At 66.1% G+C, this 16163-nt stretch carries 17 protein-coding genes; 10 read left to right on the forward strand and 7 right to left on the reverse strand.

The genetic code is table 11. The features are described 5' to 3' along the window. Window positions 1-93 precede the first annotated feature (93 nt). Window positions 94-990, reverse strand: coding sequence for a LysR family transcriptional regulator (locus tag LC066_RS04420; RefSeq protein ID WP_224896662.1), 897 nt, complete (start codon window positions 988-990; stop codon window positions 94-96). A 188-nt stretch (window positions 991-1178) separates the two neighbouring features. On the opposite strand from LC066_RS04420, the gene LC066_RS04425 reads away from it, so the two are divergent. The 10 genes from LC066_RS04425 to LC066_RS04470 all read left to right on the forward strand — a co-directional run bounded on the left by LC066_RS04425 (window position 1179) and on the right by LC066_RS04470 (window position 10899). After that, window positions 1179-2189 (forward strand): hydroxyacid dehydrogenase, encoded by a 1011-nt coding sequence (locus LC066_RS04425; RefSeq protein WP_224896664.1) that lies wholly within the window; start codon window positions 1179-1181, stop codon window positions 2187-2189. 2 nt (window positions 2190-2191) lie between these two features. Further along, window positions 2192-2872 (forward strand): RraA family protein, encoded by a 681-nt coding sequence (locus LC066_RS04430; RefSeq protein ID WP_224896666.1) that lies wholly within the window; start codon window positions 2192-2194, stop codon window positions 2870-2872. Window positions 2873-2899: 27 nt separating this feature from the next. Continuing rightward, complete coding sequence (locus tag LC066_RS04435; RefSeq protein WP_224896668.1) at window positions 2900-3853, forward strand: Bug family tripartite tricarboxylate transporter substrate binding protein; 954 nt, start codon at window positions 2900-2902, stop codon at window positions 3851-3853. 135 nt (window positions 3854-3988) lie between these two features. Further along, a complete protein-coding gene (locus tag LC066_RS04440) occupies window positions 3989-4426 on the forward strand; it encodes a tripartite tricarboxylate transporter TctB family protein (protein WP_224896670.1) in 438 nt (145 codons plus the stop codon). A gap of 3 nt (window positions 4427-4429) precedes the next feature. After that, window positions 4430-5944, forward strand: coding sequence for a tripartite tricarboxylate transporter permease (locus LC066_RS04445; protein ID WP_224896672.1), 1515 nt, complete (start codon window positions 4430-4432; stop codon window positions 5942-5944). Window positions 5945-6026: 82 nt separating this feature from the next. Then, entirely contained in the window at window positions 6027-7058 is a 1032-nt protein-coding gene (locus tag LC066_RS04450) for an MBL fold metallo-hydrolase (RefSeq protein WP_224896675.1), read from the forward strand. Between the two features lie 106 nt (window positions 7059-7164). Beyond that, complete coding sequence (gene dctP, locus LC066_RS04455; protein WP_224896677.1) at window positions 7165-8133, forward strand: TRAP transporter substrate-binding protein DctP; 969 nt, start codon at window positions 7165-7167, stop codon at window positions 8131-8133. Window position 8134: 1 nt separating this feature from the next. Next, window positions 8135-8650 carry a TRAP transporter small permease gene (locus LC066_RS04460; RefSeq protein ID WP_224896679.1) on the forward strand — a complete coding sequence of 172 codons (516 nt, stop codon included), beginning with the start codon at window positions 8135-8137 and terminating at the stop codon, window positions 8648-8650. Beyond that, the gene (locus tag LC066_RS04465; RefSeq protein ID WP_224896681.1) at window positions 8651-9943 is read left to right on the forward strand and encodes a TRAP transporter large permease; all 1293 of its coding nucleotides are present in this window, start codon (window positions 8651-8653) and stop codon (window positions 9941-9943) included. Continuing rightward, window positions 9940-10899, forward strand: coding sequence for an SMP-30/gluconolactonase/LRE family protein (locus tag LC066_RS04470; RefSeq protein WP_224896683.1), 960 nt, complete (start codon window positions 9940-9942; stop codon window positions 10897-10899). The genes LC066_RS04465 and LC066_RS04470 overlap by 4 nt, the downstream gene beginning before the upstream one ends. Here LC066_RS04470 and LC066_RS04475 read toward each other — a convergent pair. The 6 genes from LC066_RS04475 to LC066_RS04500 all read right to left on the reverse strand — a co-directional run. After that, window positions 10886-12037 (reverse strand): alpha-hydroxy acid oxidase, encoded by a 1152-nt coding sequence (locus tag LC066_RS04475; RefSeq protein WP_224896685.1) that lies wholly within the window; start codon window positions 12035-12037, stop codon window positions 10886-10888. The genes LC066_RS04470 and LC066_RS04475 overlap by 14 nt on opposite strands. Then, window positions 12037-12813, reverse strand: a complete 777-nt coding sequence (locus LC066_RS04480; RefSeq protein ID WP_224896687.1) for an amidohydrolase family protein — start codon at window positions 12811-12813, stop codon at window positions 12037-12039. The genes LC066_RS04475 and LC066_RS04480 overlap by 1 nt, the downstream gene beginning before the upstream one ends. Beyond that, complete coding sequence (locus LC066_RS04485; protein WP_224896689.1) at window positions 12810-14285, reverse strand: tripartite tricarboxylate transporter permease; 1476 nt, start codon at window positions 14283-14285, stop codon at window positions 12810-12812. Before LC066_RS04485 ends, LC066_RS04480 begins: the two co-directional genes overlap by 4 nt. A 33-nt stretch (window positions 14286-14318) precedes the next feature. Further along, window positions 14319-14774 (reverse strand): tripartite tricarboxylate transporter TctB family protein, encoded by a 456-nt coding sequence (locus LC066_RS04490; protein WP_224896691.1) that lies wholly within the window; start codon window positions 14772-14774, stop codon window positions 14319-14321. A 2-nt stretch (window positions 14775-14776) separates the two neighbouring features. Further along, window positions 14777-15727, reverse strand: a complete 951-nt coding sequence (locus tag LC066_RS04495) for a Bug family tripartite tricarboxylate transporter substrate binding protein (RefSeq protein ID WP_224896693.1) — start codon at window positions 15725-15727, stop codon at window positions 14777-14779. A gap of 193 nt (window positions 15728-15920) precedes the next feature. Beyond that, a partial coding sequence (locus LC066_RS04500) for a transposase (RefSeq protein ID WP_224896695.1) occupies window positions 15921-16163 on the reverse strand: 243 nt, incomplete at its 5' end.

Raw genomic sequence — 16163 nt, forward strand, 5'->3', positions numbered from 1 at the left:
CGGCATCTGCTGCTGGCCCCACCCTTACCTTGGGAAGATTAACAGGTCCGCCCGGGCACCGGACAGGCTGGCGCCACTGCGATCCGACGGCCCTCAGGAGGGCGACGCGCGGTCCACGCCGTAGTCACCGCAGAGCTCCGACAGCGCCCCGTGCAGCAGGGCAATTATTTCGGCACGGGGGGATGTCGTTCTTTCGACAATCCCGATCTGACGGTTCACCTGCGGCGTGCCGAACGGAAGACGCATCAGGCCAAGGTCCTCGGGTTCCTGCAAGGCCACATGCGGCACCACCGAGATGCCCAGTCCCTGCCGCACGCCGGTGACGATGGAACCGATGGTATCTATCTCGGCCACGTCGTTGGTCACCACGCCCAGGCGGGACAATTCGGTGTCGATCAGATTGGCCAACGGCACCGCACTGCGGAAACGGATGTACGGACGGGTGTTGAGCAACTGTATCGGGTCACTCGATTCCATCTCGCGTGGGGCGATCAGCCAAAGCGGCTCCCGCAGGAAGGGACTCCAGCGTAGCGCACTGGGGAACCCCAGGTGTTCCGCGACGATCGCGGCGTCGAGACGGCCGGCGGCCACGTCCGCGATCAGCGTCGACGAGAGCGAGACCCGCAGGCTCGGTTTCAGTGCCGGATAACGGTGCCGCATCTGTACCAGAGCACGCGGCAGCAGGTTGAGCGCGCTGGAGCGGACGGAGCCAAGCATCAACGTTCCGGCGATCTGATCCCCCCGCAGGCTGGCCTTTGTATCTTCGGCACGGCGCAGGATATCTCTCGCCATATCAATGACCTGCAACCCTTCGGGTGTGATGCGCGGCGGACGTGTGCTTCGGTCGAAGATGGTCACCCGCAGTTCCTCTTCCAGCGCATGAACCTGTTGGCTGACGGCCGACGGTGTCAGCCCCACGACCTCCGCTGCCTGGGCGAAAGTCCCATGAGATTGAATGGCCAGGAGGGTCTTCAGCTGCCGCGTTTCCATCGTCTAATCCAGTTTTTCTAAACTTAATAACCAGAATTACGCGCTTTTGTGAAGACATTCTTGGCGTTACCGTTTCCGACCAAGGAGGAGCCCTGCAGACGGTTCGGGAGACCGATGCGGGCCAATCGACAGACAAAGAAGCGAAACGGCGCGCCCCGACGGTTCGGGACGCCACGGAGACACGCGCGATGAGCAAGACTATCCTCGTAACGGGGCCCGACCTCGATCCGGCGGCCAGCCGCCTTGTGGCCGACCACGGCTATCAGACGGTCCACACCCCGGCCTATGCCGACAGCGCGGTGATCTCGGAGTATCTCCAGCGGACCGGCGCCGTGGGCATCGTCTCCCGCATGGGCCGCGTGGACGCGGCCGTGATGGATGCGGCACCGCAGCTCAAAGTGATCTCGAAGCACGGTGTGGGGGTCGACAACATCGACATCCAGGCCGCTGCCGAGCGGGGCATTCCGGTGCTGGTCGCGACGGGGGCAAACGCGGTTTCCGTGGCCGAACACGCCATCGCGCTGCTGCTGGCCACGGTAAAGCGGGTCCTGCCGCTCGATGCCGGGCTGCGCGCCGGACGCTGGGAGAAACCCGGCTTTGCAGGGCAGGAGATCGCCGGGTCAACCATGGGCCTGATGGGCATGGGCTCGATCGCCCAGGCAACAGGGCGCATCGCCAAGGGCCTGGGCCTGACCTTGGTGGGCTTTGATCCCTACGCCCCGGACAGCGCCTTCGACAGCCTTGGCGCGACCCGGTGCGACACCCTGGAAGACATGCTCGGCCGCGCGAACATCCTGTCGCTGCACTGTCCCCTGAACGATCAGACCCGGGGCCTTCTGAACGCCGAAACCATCGCGCTGATGCCCAAGGGGGCCTATGTCGTCAACACCGCGCGCGGCGGGCTGATCGACGAGCCGGCCCTGGTTGCCGCGATCCGCGCGGGACACCTGGCAGGCGCGGGTCTCGACACCTTCGCCGTCGAACCGCCGGCCGCCGACCATCCGTTCTTCGCCGTGCCCGAAATCGTGCTGACCCCGCATATCGGCGGCGTGACCGCCCAGGCCGGCGCCCGCGTCGGCGTCGATGCCGTGCGCGGCATCTTTCAGATCCTCGACGGCGAACCCGTCGCCCCCGAACGCATCATCAATCGCAAACTGCTGGCCGCCGCACAGGCGGAGCCGGCCAACATGGAGAAGTGACCATGACCCTCGGCTTCCGCATCCTGAACCGTGACCGCGTCGCCCCCGCAGAGCTTGTGGCCGAATTCGCCAAGCTGCCCGTCGCCAATGTCTCCGACAGCATGTCACGCATGACCGCCGCCGGCCCGACCCTGCGCCCGATGCACAGCTCCGGCGGCATGGCCGGCGTCGCGCTGACCGTGAAGGCACGCCCCGGAGACAACCTGCTGCTGCACGCCGCCATCGACCGTGCCGTGCCCGGCGACGTGATCGTCGTGGATGCCGGTGGCGCATTGGACAATGCCCTGATGGGCGAGCTGATGCTGGCCTATGCCATCAAGAAAGGGGTTGTCGGCTTCGTCATCAACGGCGCGATCCGCGACCTGGACAACTTCCGCGAAACCAACCTGCCGACCTGGGCCGCCGGCGTCACCCACCGGGGTCCCTACAAGGACGGCCCCGGCGAGTTGAACGTGCCGATCGCCATCGACGGCATGGTGATCCATCCCGGCGACATCATGATCGGCGACAGCGACGGCGTCCTTTGCGTGCCGATCGACGGGGCGGAGACGATCCTGAAGGCCACGCAGGCGAAATCCGCCGCCGAGATCAAGCAGATGGCCGATATCGAGGCAGGCACCAACGACCGCAGCTGGGTCGACCGCGCTCTGAAGGAGCGAGGCTGTACCCTGCCGGAAGACTGAAACACACGCATGTATAGGAGGAGAAACATGCTCAATATCGTCAAGAAGACCGCCCTCGCAGGCGCTCTCATCCTGTCCGCCGGGGCGGCCCTGGCCCAGTACCCCGAAAAGCCCATCGAGGTGATCGTGGGCTATTCCGCCGGCGGCGGCACGGATGTCATGGCGCGCACCGCTGCGCCCTTCATCGAGAAGTACCTGGGCGAAGGGGCCAGCCTCGTCGTCAAGAACATGCCCGGGGCCTCCGGTCAGATCGGGGTGACGGAGGCGGCGAATGCCGATCCCGATGGCTACACCCTGGGCACCTTCAACCTGCCGGGCATGATGGCCCGCACCATCGACCGCGAGGCGGACTACGATCGCGACAGCTTCACCTATCTGGCCAACGTGGTGAACGATCCCAACGTGATCGTCACCTCCAAGAAAAGCGGGTTGGATACGCTGGACAAGCTGATCGCCGAGGCCACCGAGAACCCGCTGGCGATCACCGTCGGCATGTCGAGCCTTGGCGGCGATGACCACTTCGCCCTGATCAAGCTGCAGAACGCCACCGAGACCGAGTTCACGATCGTTCCCTTCAAGGGCTCCGCCCCGGCCCGGACCGCGCTTCTGGGCGGCCATGTCGCCATGGGCATCCTGAACATCTCGGAAGTGGCCGAGTTCCAGGACCAGCTGAACGTGCTGGGCGTCGCCACCAACGAGCGTTCCGAGTTCGCCCCTGATCTGCCGACCTTCAAGGAACAGGGGCTCGACCTCGTGAACGGCTCGATGCGCGGCTTCATCGCGCCTGCCGGCCTGCCCGAAGACGTGCAGGGCAAGCTGATCGACGCCTTCACCCAGATGGCCAATGACCAGGAGTTCCTCGACGCCATGGCCGCGACCGCCAACCCGGTCGAAGTGGTGACGGGCGAGGAGTTCAAGGCGCTGACCTCGGACCTCTACGACCTCGCCAAGGACGTCTGGGACACCACTCCCTGGAACTGAGGTCCAGCGCGAGCTGTGTCCCCGGACCCGGGGACCCAGGCTCCAAGACCTCGTGCGTGAGGGGGCAATCCCCCTCACGCCACCCCCACCCCTGACATCAAGAGCAGACCCATGCCCGCAAGCAAGACACCCCGCTTGGCACGGCCAGAGACCCTGACCGCGCTCGGCATCATCCTGGTCGCCGCCGGGTTCCTGATCCCGACCTTCGAGCAGCGCGCCATCTCCGCGCTGCTGCCGGCCACCATGCTGATCGGGCTGATCGTCCTGTCGGTGTTGCTGCTGGTCTCGGATCAGCGCAAGGCCGCCGCGGGCGAGGATGCCCAGCCGATGACCAAGTCACCCAAACGGGTGATCGGCGCCTTCGGTCTGATCGTCGCCTACGCGCTGGCCACCGACTTCATCGGTTTCTACGTCAGCACCGCCGTGACCATTCCGCTGGTCGCCTGGATCTTCGGCTACCGCAACCCACTGGGCCTGCTGATCGCCACCCTGATCGTCACCGGCACGATCTGGGCCATCTTCGATTTCGGCATGTCGCAGGACTTCCCTGCCGGCCGCCTATGGGAGCGCTGAGCCATGTATAGCGATCTTCTGCACGCCCTGCCGGACGTCTTTTCCCTGGCCAATTTTGCCGCCGTGGTGATCGGTGTGATCTCGGGCATCGTGGTCGGCGCCATGCCGGGCCTGTCGGCCACCATGGCCATCTCCGTCCTCGTGCCCTTCACCTTCGGGCTGGAGCCGCTGGTGGCCCTCGGCCTGATGGCGGGCATCTACAACGGCGCCATGTACGGCGGCGCGATCCCGGCGGTGCTGCTGCGCATCCCCGGCACGCCGGCCGCCGTCGCCACCACCTTCGACGGCTACCCGATGGCGCAGAAGGGCGAAGGCGGCTTCGCGCTGCAGGTCGCGGTGGTCTCCTCGGCCTTCGGTGGCATCGCCTCGGCCTTCGCCCTGATGCTGCTGGCCCCGCCGCTGTCGAAGGTCACCCTGCTCTTCGGCCCGTCCGAGGTCTTCTGGGTCGCCATCTTCGGCCTCGCCTCGATCATCTTCCTGCTGGGCGGCAACCCGGTGAAGGGCCTGATCTCGGCCTGCTTCGGCGTCTTCGTCTCGGTCGTCGGCTCCGACCCGATCTACGGCAACGACCGTTTCACCTTCGGCCAGCTGGAGATGCTGGACGGCATCAACATCGTGATCCTTCTGGTCGGCCTCTACGCGCTGCCGCCGGTGATCGACCTGCTGGAAACACCGCTGAAGACCAGCGGCGTGCAGAGCTCGAAACTGGGGACCGAGCCGATCTGGAAGGCCCTGCCGCGGATGAAAACCTACTGGACGACCTGGCTGCGCGGCTCCTTCATCGGCATCTGGATCGGCATCCTGCCGGGCGCTGGTGGCTCCATGGCGGCCTTCATGTCCTACAATGAGGCGCGCCGCACCTCGAAGACCCCCGAGACCTGGGGCGAGGGCGAGCCCGAGGGTGTCGCCGCCGCCGAGGTCGCCAACAATGCCGATACCGCCTCGGCCCTGATCCCGGCCCTGACGCTGGGCATTCCGGGCACCGCCGTGGCGGCGGTCATGCTGGGCGGGTTGCTGGTGCACGGCCTGCAACCGGGGCCCATGCTGTTCCGCGACAACCCCGATATCGTCTTCGGCTTCATGTGGCAGTTCCTCTTCGGGGCGATCCTGCTGATCATCCTGGGCGGCTCGCTGGCGACCAACAGCTTCGCCCGCCTGCTGAACCTGCCGCGCCCGCTGCTGGGATCGGTGATCATCGTGCTGATGCTGATCGGGGTCTACTCGATCCATGGTCGCATGTTCGACGTTTACCTGATGCTGGGCTTCGGCGCCGTCGGCTGGGTCATGGACCGGCTGAAGTTCCCCCTGCCCCCGGTTGTCCTGGGCCTGATCCTGGGCGGTTTCGCCGAGGAGAACCTGCGCCTCGCATTGCGGATCGGTCGCGGCGACCCGATGGTGCTGTTCCAGAACACCACAAGCCTGATCCTGGTGGCCCTGACCGTCGCGGTGATCGTCGGCCCGTCGCTGAAAAAACGCTTCATCGACAAGAAGAAGGTGGACGACGACGCGGCGGGCTGACACTGGCCGCGCCCCAATAGGGTCATCCGCCGCGAACAGGAGGGCGGCGGATGATGAGACGACACGTTCGGAGGAGAACACCATGACCACTTCTGGTTTCATGCAAACAGTGCTGGGCGCAGTTGCGCTCGGGGCGATGAGCACCGCGCTGCCGGCGCTGGCCGAGAGCAGCGACGCAGAGCTGTCGGCAGCCCATGTTGCCGCGGCAGAGGCCCTCGCGGGCGAAGACCTGCAAAACGTGCTGGGCCACTGCGCCCGCATCGGCAAATCCTTCACCATCGTAGAGAAGCCGGGCGAGAACATGCTGGCCGCGCTAATTGCGAAAGGCCCGCCCCGCCCTTATGGCATTTTCGATAACCTGTATTTCCTCGGCACCGAATGGGTGTCGGCCTGGGCGCTGCAGACTTCGGACGGGATCATCCTCTTCGACGCGCTGAACAACTCCGACGAGGCCAAGACCTACATCGAGGACAGCATGGTCGAGCTGGGTCTTGACCCGGCCGAGATCAGGAAGATCCTCGTGACCCACGCGCATGGCGACCATTACGGCGCAGCGGTCTACCTGTCCGAGAAGTACGATGCCGAGATCATCATGTCGGACACCGACTGGAAGGAGCTCGAGAAGCCCACACTGCAGTTCGACAACGAACTGTGGGGGCCAGCACCCGAACGGGATGTGACCGTGACCGATGGCGATACGGTGACCTTGGGCGACACGACGGTGAAGATCCTCGTGACCCCGGGCCATACACCGGGCACGATTTCCCCGGTCGTGGACGTGAGGGACGGCGATGACATCCACCGAGCCGTCTTCTGGGGTGGCAATGGCCTGAATTTCGGCAAGAATCCGGAGCGCTTCAACGCCATGATGGACTCCCAGGCGCGCATCGCCGCGCTGGCAGAGGAAGAGAACATCGACGTCTTCCTCTCGAACCACCCGCGTCTCGACAACACGCTGGCCCACATGGGCGACTTGAAGGCGCGTGACGCAGGTCAGGCGCATCCCTTCGTCATCGGCGTTGATGGTGTCGCGCGGGCAATGGGCGCCATGCGTCACTGCGTGGCAGCCCAGCTTGCAAGCTTCGCGCCGGAGGCGACGCCGCCGGTTGAATGACCCTATCCGCACCGCTTGGGGCCGAAGACGGCACCGAGCGGAGCGCTCCTTTTTCGCCTGGCGCAACGCTCAGGCATTTCGCGCAACCAATCACTGGAGGAAGATCATGACACTCAAGACACTTGGCGCAGCTGCGCTCATAGCCGCCACCGCGACGGTTTCCCATGCCGACGACTGGACCGCCTACACCTATTCGTCCGTCTCCACGACCTCGGCCGTGAAAGGCATGAACCGCATCGTCGAGCGCGTCGCCGCCGATACGGACCTGTCCATCGACCTGCACCTGGGCAAGACCCTGCAGATCGCCTCGGCCGACATCACCCAGGCCGTGGGTGACGGCATCATCGACATGGCCGCCGATTTCTTCTTCTCGGGCAGCGTGCCGCTGGCGCGGGTGCTGAACCTGCCGATGCTCATCGAGAACGACGAGGAATGGGCCGCCGCCTATGACGCGATGGAACCCACGCTGGTCGAGGCCTTCGCCGAGCAGGGCGTCGTCCTTCTGGGCGGCTACCGCTACCCCGAGCAGACGATCTTCACCACCTTCGAGATCAACAGCCTGGCAGACCTGGAGGGGCACAAGATCCGCGTGACCTCGCCCGAACAGGGGCGGTTCATCGAGGAATTCGGCGGCGCGCCGATCACCCTGTCGGGTTCCGAGGTGCCGACCTCTCTGGAACGCGGCGTGATTGAGGGCGTTCTCACCGCCTCCGCCGGTGGCGCGAAGAACTGGCATGAATTCCTGCCCTACAACTACCGGTTCTCCGTGAACTACGGGAACTCGATGATCATCGCCAACGCCGATAGCTTCGACGCCCTGTCCGAAGACACCCAGGCCCGCCTGCGCGAGATCGTCGCCGAAGAGGGGCCGAAGACCACCGCGGACTTCCTCGTGGACGAAGAGGACCAGAAGGCGTCCCAGTCCGAAGCCGGGATGACCCTTGTGGATGCCGCAGAGGGTGATGCCGCCATGGCCAACGAGAAGCTGGCACCCTTCTGGGAAAGCTGGGCGGCAGAGAACGGCCCGGAATACGAGGCCGCCCTGGCGACCGTGCGCGCTGCCATCGGCAAGTAACATGCAGTCCGAAAGCAACACGGGGCCGGCCAGCGCCGGCCCCCTCTTCGATCTGGCGGCTCGTGCCACGGCCGTGGCCACCGGCACCGTGCTGACCGGGCTGGTCTCGCTGGTCTGCCTGGAAGCGCTCCTGCGCGGCGCCTTCAACTATTCCCTGGGCTTCGCCGAAGAGCTGACCGGCTACGGCGTGGTCTTCATGACCTTCTTCGGCGCCGCCCTGTCGTTGCGCGGCGGCACCATGTTCCAGGTGCACTTCCTGCTGGACGCCTGGCCCGACGCCACGCGCCGCTGGCTGGTGCGCGGTTTCGTCGTCATCGCACTGATCCTCTGCGCGATCCTGGCGTGGAAGACGAAGGACCTGACACTGTCGTCCTTCGCCCGCGGCAAGTTCGCACCCACCGTCTTGCGGACGCCCCTGTGGATCCCGCAGATCATCCTGCCCGCCGGTTTCGCCGTGCTGGCCTTCTTCCTGGTCGAGCAGCTGCTGCTGACCTTCCGCAAAACCGAGGACGAGTAAATGGAAGCGATCCTTGCCTTCGGCCTGCTGATCGGCCTGATCATCGGTGGCATGTGGGTGCAATTCGCCGTGGCCGGCGCCGGGCTGACCTATATCTGGCTGTTGAAGGGCTTCGGCGGTTGGAAGGCCCTTGGCCTGGTCAGCTGGGGCGCCGCCAACAGCTTCACCCTCGCCGCCATCCCGCTCTTCGTTCTAATGGCCGAAATCCTGCTTGGCTCGGGCCTGTCGACGCGGCTCTACAACGGGGTCGCGCCCTTCATGCGGCGTCTGCCCGGGGGCCTTCTCCACACGAATATCGCCGGCAGCGGCATCTTCGCCGCGATCTCCGGCGGCTCGGCCCCCACGGCGGCGGCCATGTCCACCGTGGCCCTGCCGGAACTGTCGGCACGCGGTTACAACAAGCGGCTGGTGGCCGGCTCCCTCGCGGCAGGGGGAACGCTGGGCATCCTGATCCCGCCGTCGATCACCATGATCATCTACGCCACCTTCACCGAAACCTCGATCGCGCGGCTCTTCGCCGCCGGGCTGCTGCCGGGGATTCTGCTGGCGCTGTGCTACATGGGTTTCATCATCGCCCGGGTCCTGCTGAACCCGAAGCTGGCTCCGAAGGCGGAGACAAAGGCCACCGCCGGTGACCTGGGCCGCGCCCTGCTGGACATCCTGCCCTTCCTGATGCTGATCGTCATCGTTCTGGGCAGCATCTACGGTGGCTTCGCCACCCCGACCGAGGCCGGTGCCGTCGGCACCGTCGGCGCCATCCTCATTGCCGCGCTCTATCGCAAGCTGTCGCTAAGCCTGCTGAAAAACGCGCTTGCACGTACCGCATCCATGAGCGGCAACATCCTCTTCATCGTCTTCACCTCGATGATCTTCGCCTATGCCACGGCCCTGTCAGGGATCGGCGAGGACCTGGTGGGGATGCTGGAGGATGCCAATGTCTCGAGGCTGACCTTCCTGCTGGTCATCATGGTGGTTTTCGCCATCCTGGGCTGCTTCATGGAAGGGCTGGGGATGATCGCGATCATCGTGCCGGTGATCTTCCCCGCGCTGCTGGCGCTTGGGGTCGATCCGATCTGGTTCGGGGTCTTCGTGGTGATCCTGGTGGAACTGGGCCAGCTGACGCCGCCGCTCGGCGTGATCCTCTTCGTTGTCGCCAGTTCCTCGAAGGAGGTGAAGGTCGAGGACGTGATCCTGGGCACCCTGCCCTTCTTCCTGATCATCGTCGCCTTCATGCTGCTGCTGATTGCCTCGCCGCAGATCGCGCTCTTCCTGCCGGAGGTCACATTCGGATGACACCCACCTACCCCTTCCCCGACCCGGTCGTCCTCGACGCCGAGGTCTTCACCGAACTACCCGGCGCGTTGCGCCGCACCGGGCAGCCGTCCTACTGGGCCGAGAAGAACCGGCGCGGGTCGCCCGCCGACAGCTTCCTCGAAGGGCCGTCCTTCGACCGCGAGGGCAACCTGTGGTTCGTCGACATCCCCTTCGGGCGGGTGTTCCGCGCCACGCCCCAGGGCGAGATCAGCCAGATCGCCGAATATGACGGCCAGCCCAACGGGCTGAAGATCCACCGTGACGGGCGGATCTTCCTGGCCGATTACCAGAACGGCATCATGCAGCTGGACCCGGCAACCGGCAGCGTGACCAAGGCGTTGGCCGATGCCGACACCGAAAGCTTCAAGGGATGCAACGATCTGCACTTCGCCCGCGACGGCGCGCTCTACTTCACAGACCAGGGCCAGACCGGCCTGCAGGATCCCTCGGGCCGGGTGTGGAAATGGCAGATGGAGACCGGCGCACTGACCTGCCTGATCGACAAGGTGCCCAGCCCCAACGGTCTGGTGCTGGATCTGGCCGAACACGTGCTGTTCCTGGCCGTGACCCGCGCCAATGCGGTCTGGCGCCTGCCCATGTCGCCCTCGGGGCGGGTCAACAAGGCCGGGCTCTTCATCCAGTTCTCGGGCGGGCGCGCGGGGCCGGACGGGCTGGCGCTGACCGACGCGGGCGGTGTCGTGGTCTGTCAGACCGGCATGGGCCTGGTCTGGGTGCATGACGTGCTGGGGCGCCCGGTGGCCGTGGTCCGTTCCCCGCGCGGGCTGGGGACCACCAACTGCGCCTTCGGCGGCCCGGGGGGCCGGACCCTCTACATCACCGAAAGCGACAGCGGCAGCATTCTGCGGGTGGAATTCCCCGAGGAGCTGGGCATTGCCGGGGCGCCGATGTTCTCCGGCGCGCTCAGCCCGGGCTGACGCCCGCAACGGGGTGCAGGATTGCGGGGCCGACCTCTGACAGGTCCCGCAATCCCAGAAGGCCGAGGTTGCGATGCACCTCCGCCTTCAGGATCGCGGCGGCGTCTTCCGCCCTCCCCTGCCCGCCCAGTGTCGCGGCGTAGAGGAAGGGCCGCCCGATCAGCACCATGTCGGCGCCAAGGGCCAGGGCCTTGATCACATCGGTCCCGCGCCGGATGCCGCCGTCGATCAACAACGCCATGTCCCCCGCCTGCGCTCGGGCCTCGGGCAACAACCGCAGGGGCGAGATCGCATGGTCAAGCTGTCGCCCGCCATGGTTCGACAGGATCACCGCGTCGCAGCCAAGCGCCCGCGCCCGAGCCACGTCCCCGGGGTGAATCACCCCTTTCAGCACCAGCTTGCCGGGCCAGAGGTCGCGCATCAGCGCCAAATGATCCCAGTTCAGGTGATCCTTGCGCCCAAAATCCCGCGCTGCCTGTTTCGAGATGATCGGGGCGCCCCGCGTGGCGAAGGAGTTCTCGAAATGCGGCATTCCCCGCCGCAGCGTGGGCAGGAAGGTCCCTAGCAGCCAGCGGGGCTTCACGGCGAAATCCCAGATCAGCCGGGGCCGGATCCGCAGGGGCGTGGAGAACCCGGCACGGAGGTTGTTTTCCCTGTTCGCCAGAACGGCGGTGTCGGCGGTCAGGACCAGCGTGCCGAAACCCGCGGCCTGCACCCGGTCGATCAGGGCGCGGATGCGGTCCTCCTCGCCGGGCAGATAGGCCTGGAACCAGGCATCGGGATTGGCCCGCCAGACATCTTCCATCGGCGTCAGGGAAGAGCCCGACAGCACGAAGGGAATGCCCGCCGCCGCTGCCGCCCGGGCCAGCACCCGGTCGCCATCTCGCGCCATCAGGGCCGACAGGCCCATGGGGGCGATGCCGAAAGGCGCGGCATAGTCTTTGCCCAACAGAGTGCAAACCGTGCTGCGTCCCTCGACCCCGCGCAGGACCTGCGGCACCAGCCGCCAGGCATCCAGCGCATCGCGGTTATCCTGACGCGCCGCCCCGGTCTCGGCCGCGCCGGAGACGTATCCGAACAGAGGGCGCGGCAGGCGGCGGTGCGCGGCGGGCTCGAAATCATCCAAGGTCAGCAGCATCAGAAACCGTAAAGGCGTTCAGGGTTGTCCCACATGCAGCGCCGGAAGGCGTCAGGGCCCAGGGCCTCACGACACAGATCCAGCATCGGCGGGATCTCGGGCACCGGCTCGGGCGTCATCACATGCGGCCAGTCGCTGCCCCAGATGATCTGCTCGGGGAAGGCCGCGCCGATCCGTTCAACCATGCCCGCCAGATCCGCATACCGCCCGATATCCGCGCTGATCCGCGTGGGTGACAGTTTCACCCAGACACGCTCATGCTCCAGCAACCGCAGGACCGGGTCGGGCGCGGCGGGGTCCACGTGACCCACGTGATCGAGGATCAGGCGCATCCCCTCGGGCATCCGCGGGACCATGGCTGCGATGCGGTCGAAGCTGCGCGGCTCGGAGTTCAGCTCGATGTGCCAGCCGACCTCGGCCACCCGCGCCGCCAGATCTGGCAGCTGCTCCAGCGCGCTGGCGCCCAGCCGGGCACGGTCCTGGATACGGGTGGCGCGGACACCGGCGGCCTGCAGGGCCGGCAGATCGGCGCCGTCGCCGATCACGGCAACCCCGCGCAAGGCGACGGGCCCCTCGGTGGCCAGCGTCTCCACCAGCCGGCTGTTGTCGGTGCCGTCGACCGAAGCCTGCACCACCACCGCGCGGGCCACACCATGAGGCGCCGCCTCTTCCATGAAATCGCGCACATCCCGCGCCGGGGGGACATAGGCGCCGGTTTGCGGCGCGTCGCCCCCCGTGGTCCGGGCAAAGGAATGGATATGGCAATCGGTAATCATGCGCGCGCCTTTCTGAGGTTGAGGGCCAGGCTGATCGCCAGCGACAGGGCAATCAGGCCGGCCAGCCCGATGGTGATGGGCGATCCGAAGAAGATGTCGTAGCCGCCGCCCGAGGTCAGCAGCGCCTGCCGCAGGCTCTGCTCGAAGGGCGCGCCCAGGATCAGGCCGATCAGCAGCGGCGGCAGCGGGAAACTGCTGCGCCGGAAGAGAAAGCCCAGCACACCCGCGCCCAGCATCACCCAGACGTCAAAAAGGCTGTTGTTGACCGAGAAGGCGCCGAAGACCGCCAGGATGGTGATCGCCGGCAACAGGTGGCGCGGCTGGATCCGGGTCACATGGATCGCCACGCGGAAGAACAACAGCCCCAGGATCACCGTCGGGATCGACGAGAGCAGCAGCGCCTCGAAGATGGCGTAGACCTCCAGCCCGTGATCGCGGAACAGGAACGGCCCCGGGGCCAGCCCATGCAGCATGAAGGCACCCAGGATCACCGCAGTCACCGCATCGCCCGGAATCCCGAGCGCCAGCGTCGGCACCAGGGCCCCGCCGGTGACCGCATTGTTGGCCGCCTCGGGCGCGGCCACGCCCTCGGGCGCCCCCTTGCCGAAGCTCTCCGGCGCAGCAGAGCGCGAGCGGGCGAGGTTGTAGCTCATGAAAGCGGGCACGGTGGAGCCGATGCCCGGGAGGATGCCGACGAAGGTGCCGATGACCGAGGACAGCAGAAGCGTGATCCGCATCCGCCACAGTTCGACGAAGCGGACGACGGAGGCCTTCAGGGGCGGCACCTCGGCATCGCTGACGTCATGGTCACGGTCGAAGGCCTGCAACAGGACCTCGGACATGGCGAAGAGGCCGATCAGCACCGGGATCAGCTGGAACCCGTTGTCGAAGGCGAAGGAGCCGAAGGTGAAGCGCGGCGTGCCGCTGATGGGGTCGAGGCCCACGACGCCCGCGCAGGCGCCGACCAGCACCATGATCAGCGCATCGAGTTTCGAACCGCCGCCGAAAAGCACGATCACCAGCAGCGCGAAGAGCATAAGCAGCGCCATTTCCGCCGGGCCGAAGTCCAGTGCGAAGCGGGCCAGCGGCTCGGCCAGCGCCATCAGAACGAGGCAGCTGAAGATATTTCCGGCGACACTGGCATAAAGGGCAAAGCGCAGCGCACGTCCCCCCTCGCCCCGCCGGGCCATGGCAAAACCGTCGATGGCCGTCGCCGCCGAGGAAGGGGTGCCCGGCACGTTCAGCAGCACGGCGGAGATGGAGCCGCCGAAGATCGCGCCCTGGTAGACGCCCAGGAGCAGGATGATGGCCGGGATCGAGTCCATCGAGAAGGTGACCGGGATCAGCAGGGCAATCGCCATGGTGGGCCCGAGGCCGGGGATCGCGCCGATGATGACACCGGAGGCGATCCCGACCACGGCCGCGACCAGCACCCAGAGGTTCAGAAGTTCGAGAAAGGCATCGACAAGCACGGCTTGCGCTCCTTCAGGTCTTGAAGAGGAAGGTCAGGGCAGCGGGATGTTCAGCCCATGCTGGCCGCCGAAGGCGACGATGGCCGCCACCACCAGCGGCAGGCCGAGCATCAGGGGGTTGCGCTCCCCCAGTACGAGGGAGACGACGATCCCCGCCCCCGCCGCGCCTGCGAAAAACCCGACCGACGGCATCAACCACAGCGCCAGGATGGTGACCGCGACCACCGCCAGCACCCGGCCCAGGGGCCGCAGGCGAAAGGCGTCATCCTCGCGGCGCAAGCTCAGCACCAGACGCAGGGCAACGACCGCAGCCAGCAGCCAGAGCACCAAGCGGGGAAAGCTGCGCGCGTCCGGCCCGGCATCGCCGAAGGAGAAGACCTGTATCTGGCTGTCGAGGGCATAGAGCGCCCAAAGCGCCGCCGCCAAAAGCAGCCCGGTGGTCAAGGTGCGGAAGCCGGGGCGGGCGAGCCCGCCCCCGAACCCTTTCACACTCAATTCCCGAGATCCTTGGCGATCTCGCGATAGGCGGTGAGGTTGTCCTCGATGGTCCGTGCCAGATCTGCGCCCGACATGATCCGCACCGGTTGGCTGAGATCGGTCATGAAGGTCTCGAATTCCTCCGAGGAGGCCACCTCGGTGAAGGCTGCTTCGAGCTTGGCAAGGATCTCCGGATCGGTGCCCGCCGGGGCCATGATGCCAACGATCGACGGGAACTCCGCTGCCAGCCCAGCCTCTTTCAGGGTCGGGGCATCGGGGAAGTCAGGGTCGTTACTGCCGTCGAGAACGCCGAGCAGACGCAGTTGGCCATCCTGAACGAGGTCGCGATAGGCCGGGACCAGGGCCGCATCGACGTGCCCCCCCAACACCGCCGCCGTCGCCTTGGCCGCGCCGTCGAAGGGCACGTGCTGCAGCTTCGCACCGGTTTCCTTGGCGACCGAGGCAAAAGCCAGGTGCGCCCCGCCCATGGCGCCTGCAGTGCCATAGGTCACCGCGTCGGACTTGGCCCCCTCGATCAGCGCATCCAGGCTCTCGTAGGCGGAGTCGCCAGGGACAACGACGCCGTGGTAGGGGCCGGAATAGTTCAGGATCGGCACCAGATCCTGCAGCGTGTCATAGCCCACGTCGCGCAACGCGGGGGTCACGAAGGACGGCGACGACGTGGTCGCGATCAGCGTGTAACCATCGGGATCGGCCCCGGCCACGGCGCGCATCGCATTGGTGCCGCTGGCCCCGGGCTGGTTCTCCACGACAATGGGCTGACCCAGCAGGTCTTCTGCCATGCTGGCGATCTGTCGGGCCGATATATCGGTGGTCCCCCCTGCGCCATAGGGCACGACCAGAGTGATCGCCCGGCTGGGATAGTCTTGCTGCGCGAGGGTGGCAGACGGGAACAGAGCCATGCCGCCCAACAGGGCCAGGCTCAAACGGCGTGTGAATTTCATGATATCCTCCCAATCGTCGAAACACTGACCAGCGGTCACCGTATTCGCCTGTAAAACCTTGGCCGAGCACCTTTCGTCGCGCGGCTCAAGCCCGGCCTCCCACCGGGAGTCAGATCATGACATTTATGAATCCTTATTCAAAGCGCGATATTCTTAACGATTTATACAGCATCGCTTAACTTAGGGTCAGGACTCATAGCCAGTAAATAACGAGGGCTGCGAGGGCGATGGCTGACAGGAAGACTTTCGGGCATCTGTCGTATCGGGTCGCCACACGCCGCCAATCCTTCAGCCTGCCGAACATGATCTCGATCCGATTGCGGCGTTTGTAGCGGCGCTTGTCGTATTTGACCGCATTGTTCCGCTGTTTCCGGCCAGGGATGCAGGCGCGTATCCCTTTGTCTTTCAACGCTTCCCTGAACCAGTCGGCGTCATA

The sequence above is a fragment of the Pseudooceanicola marinus genome (assembly GCF_020177265.1).
Classification (GTDB): domain Bacteria; phylum Pseudomonadota; class Alphaproteobacteria; order Rhodobacterales; family Rhodobacteraceae; genus Pseudooceanicola; species Pseudooceanicola marinus_A.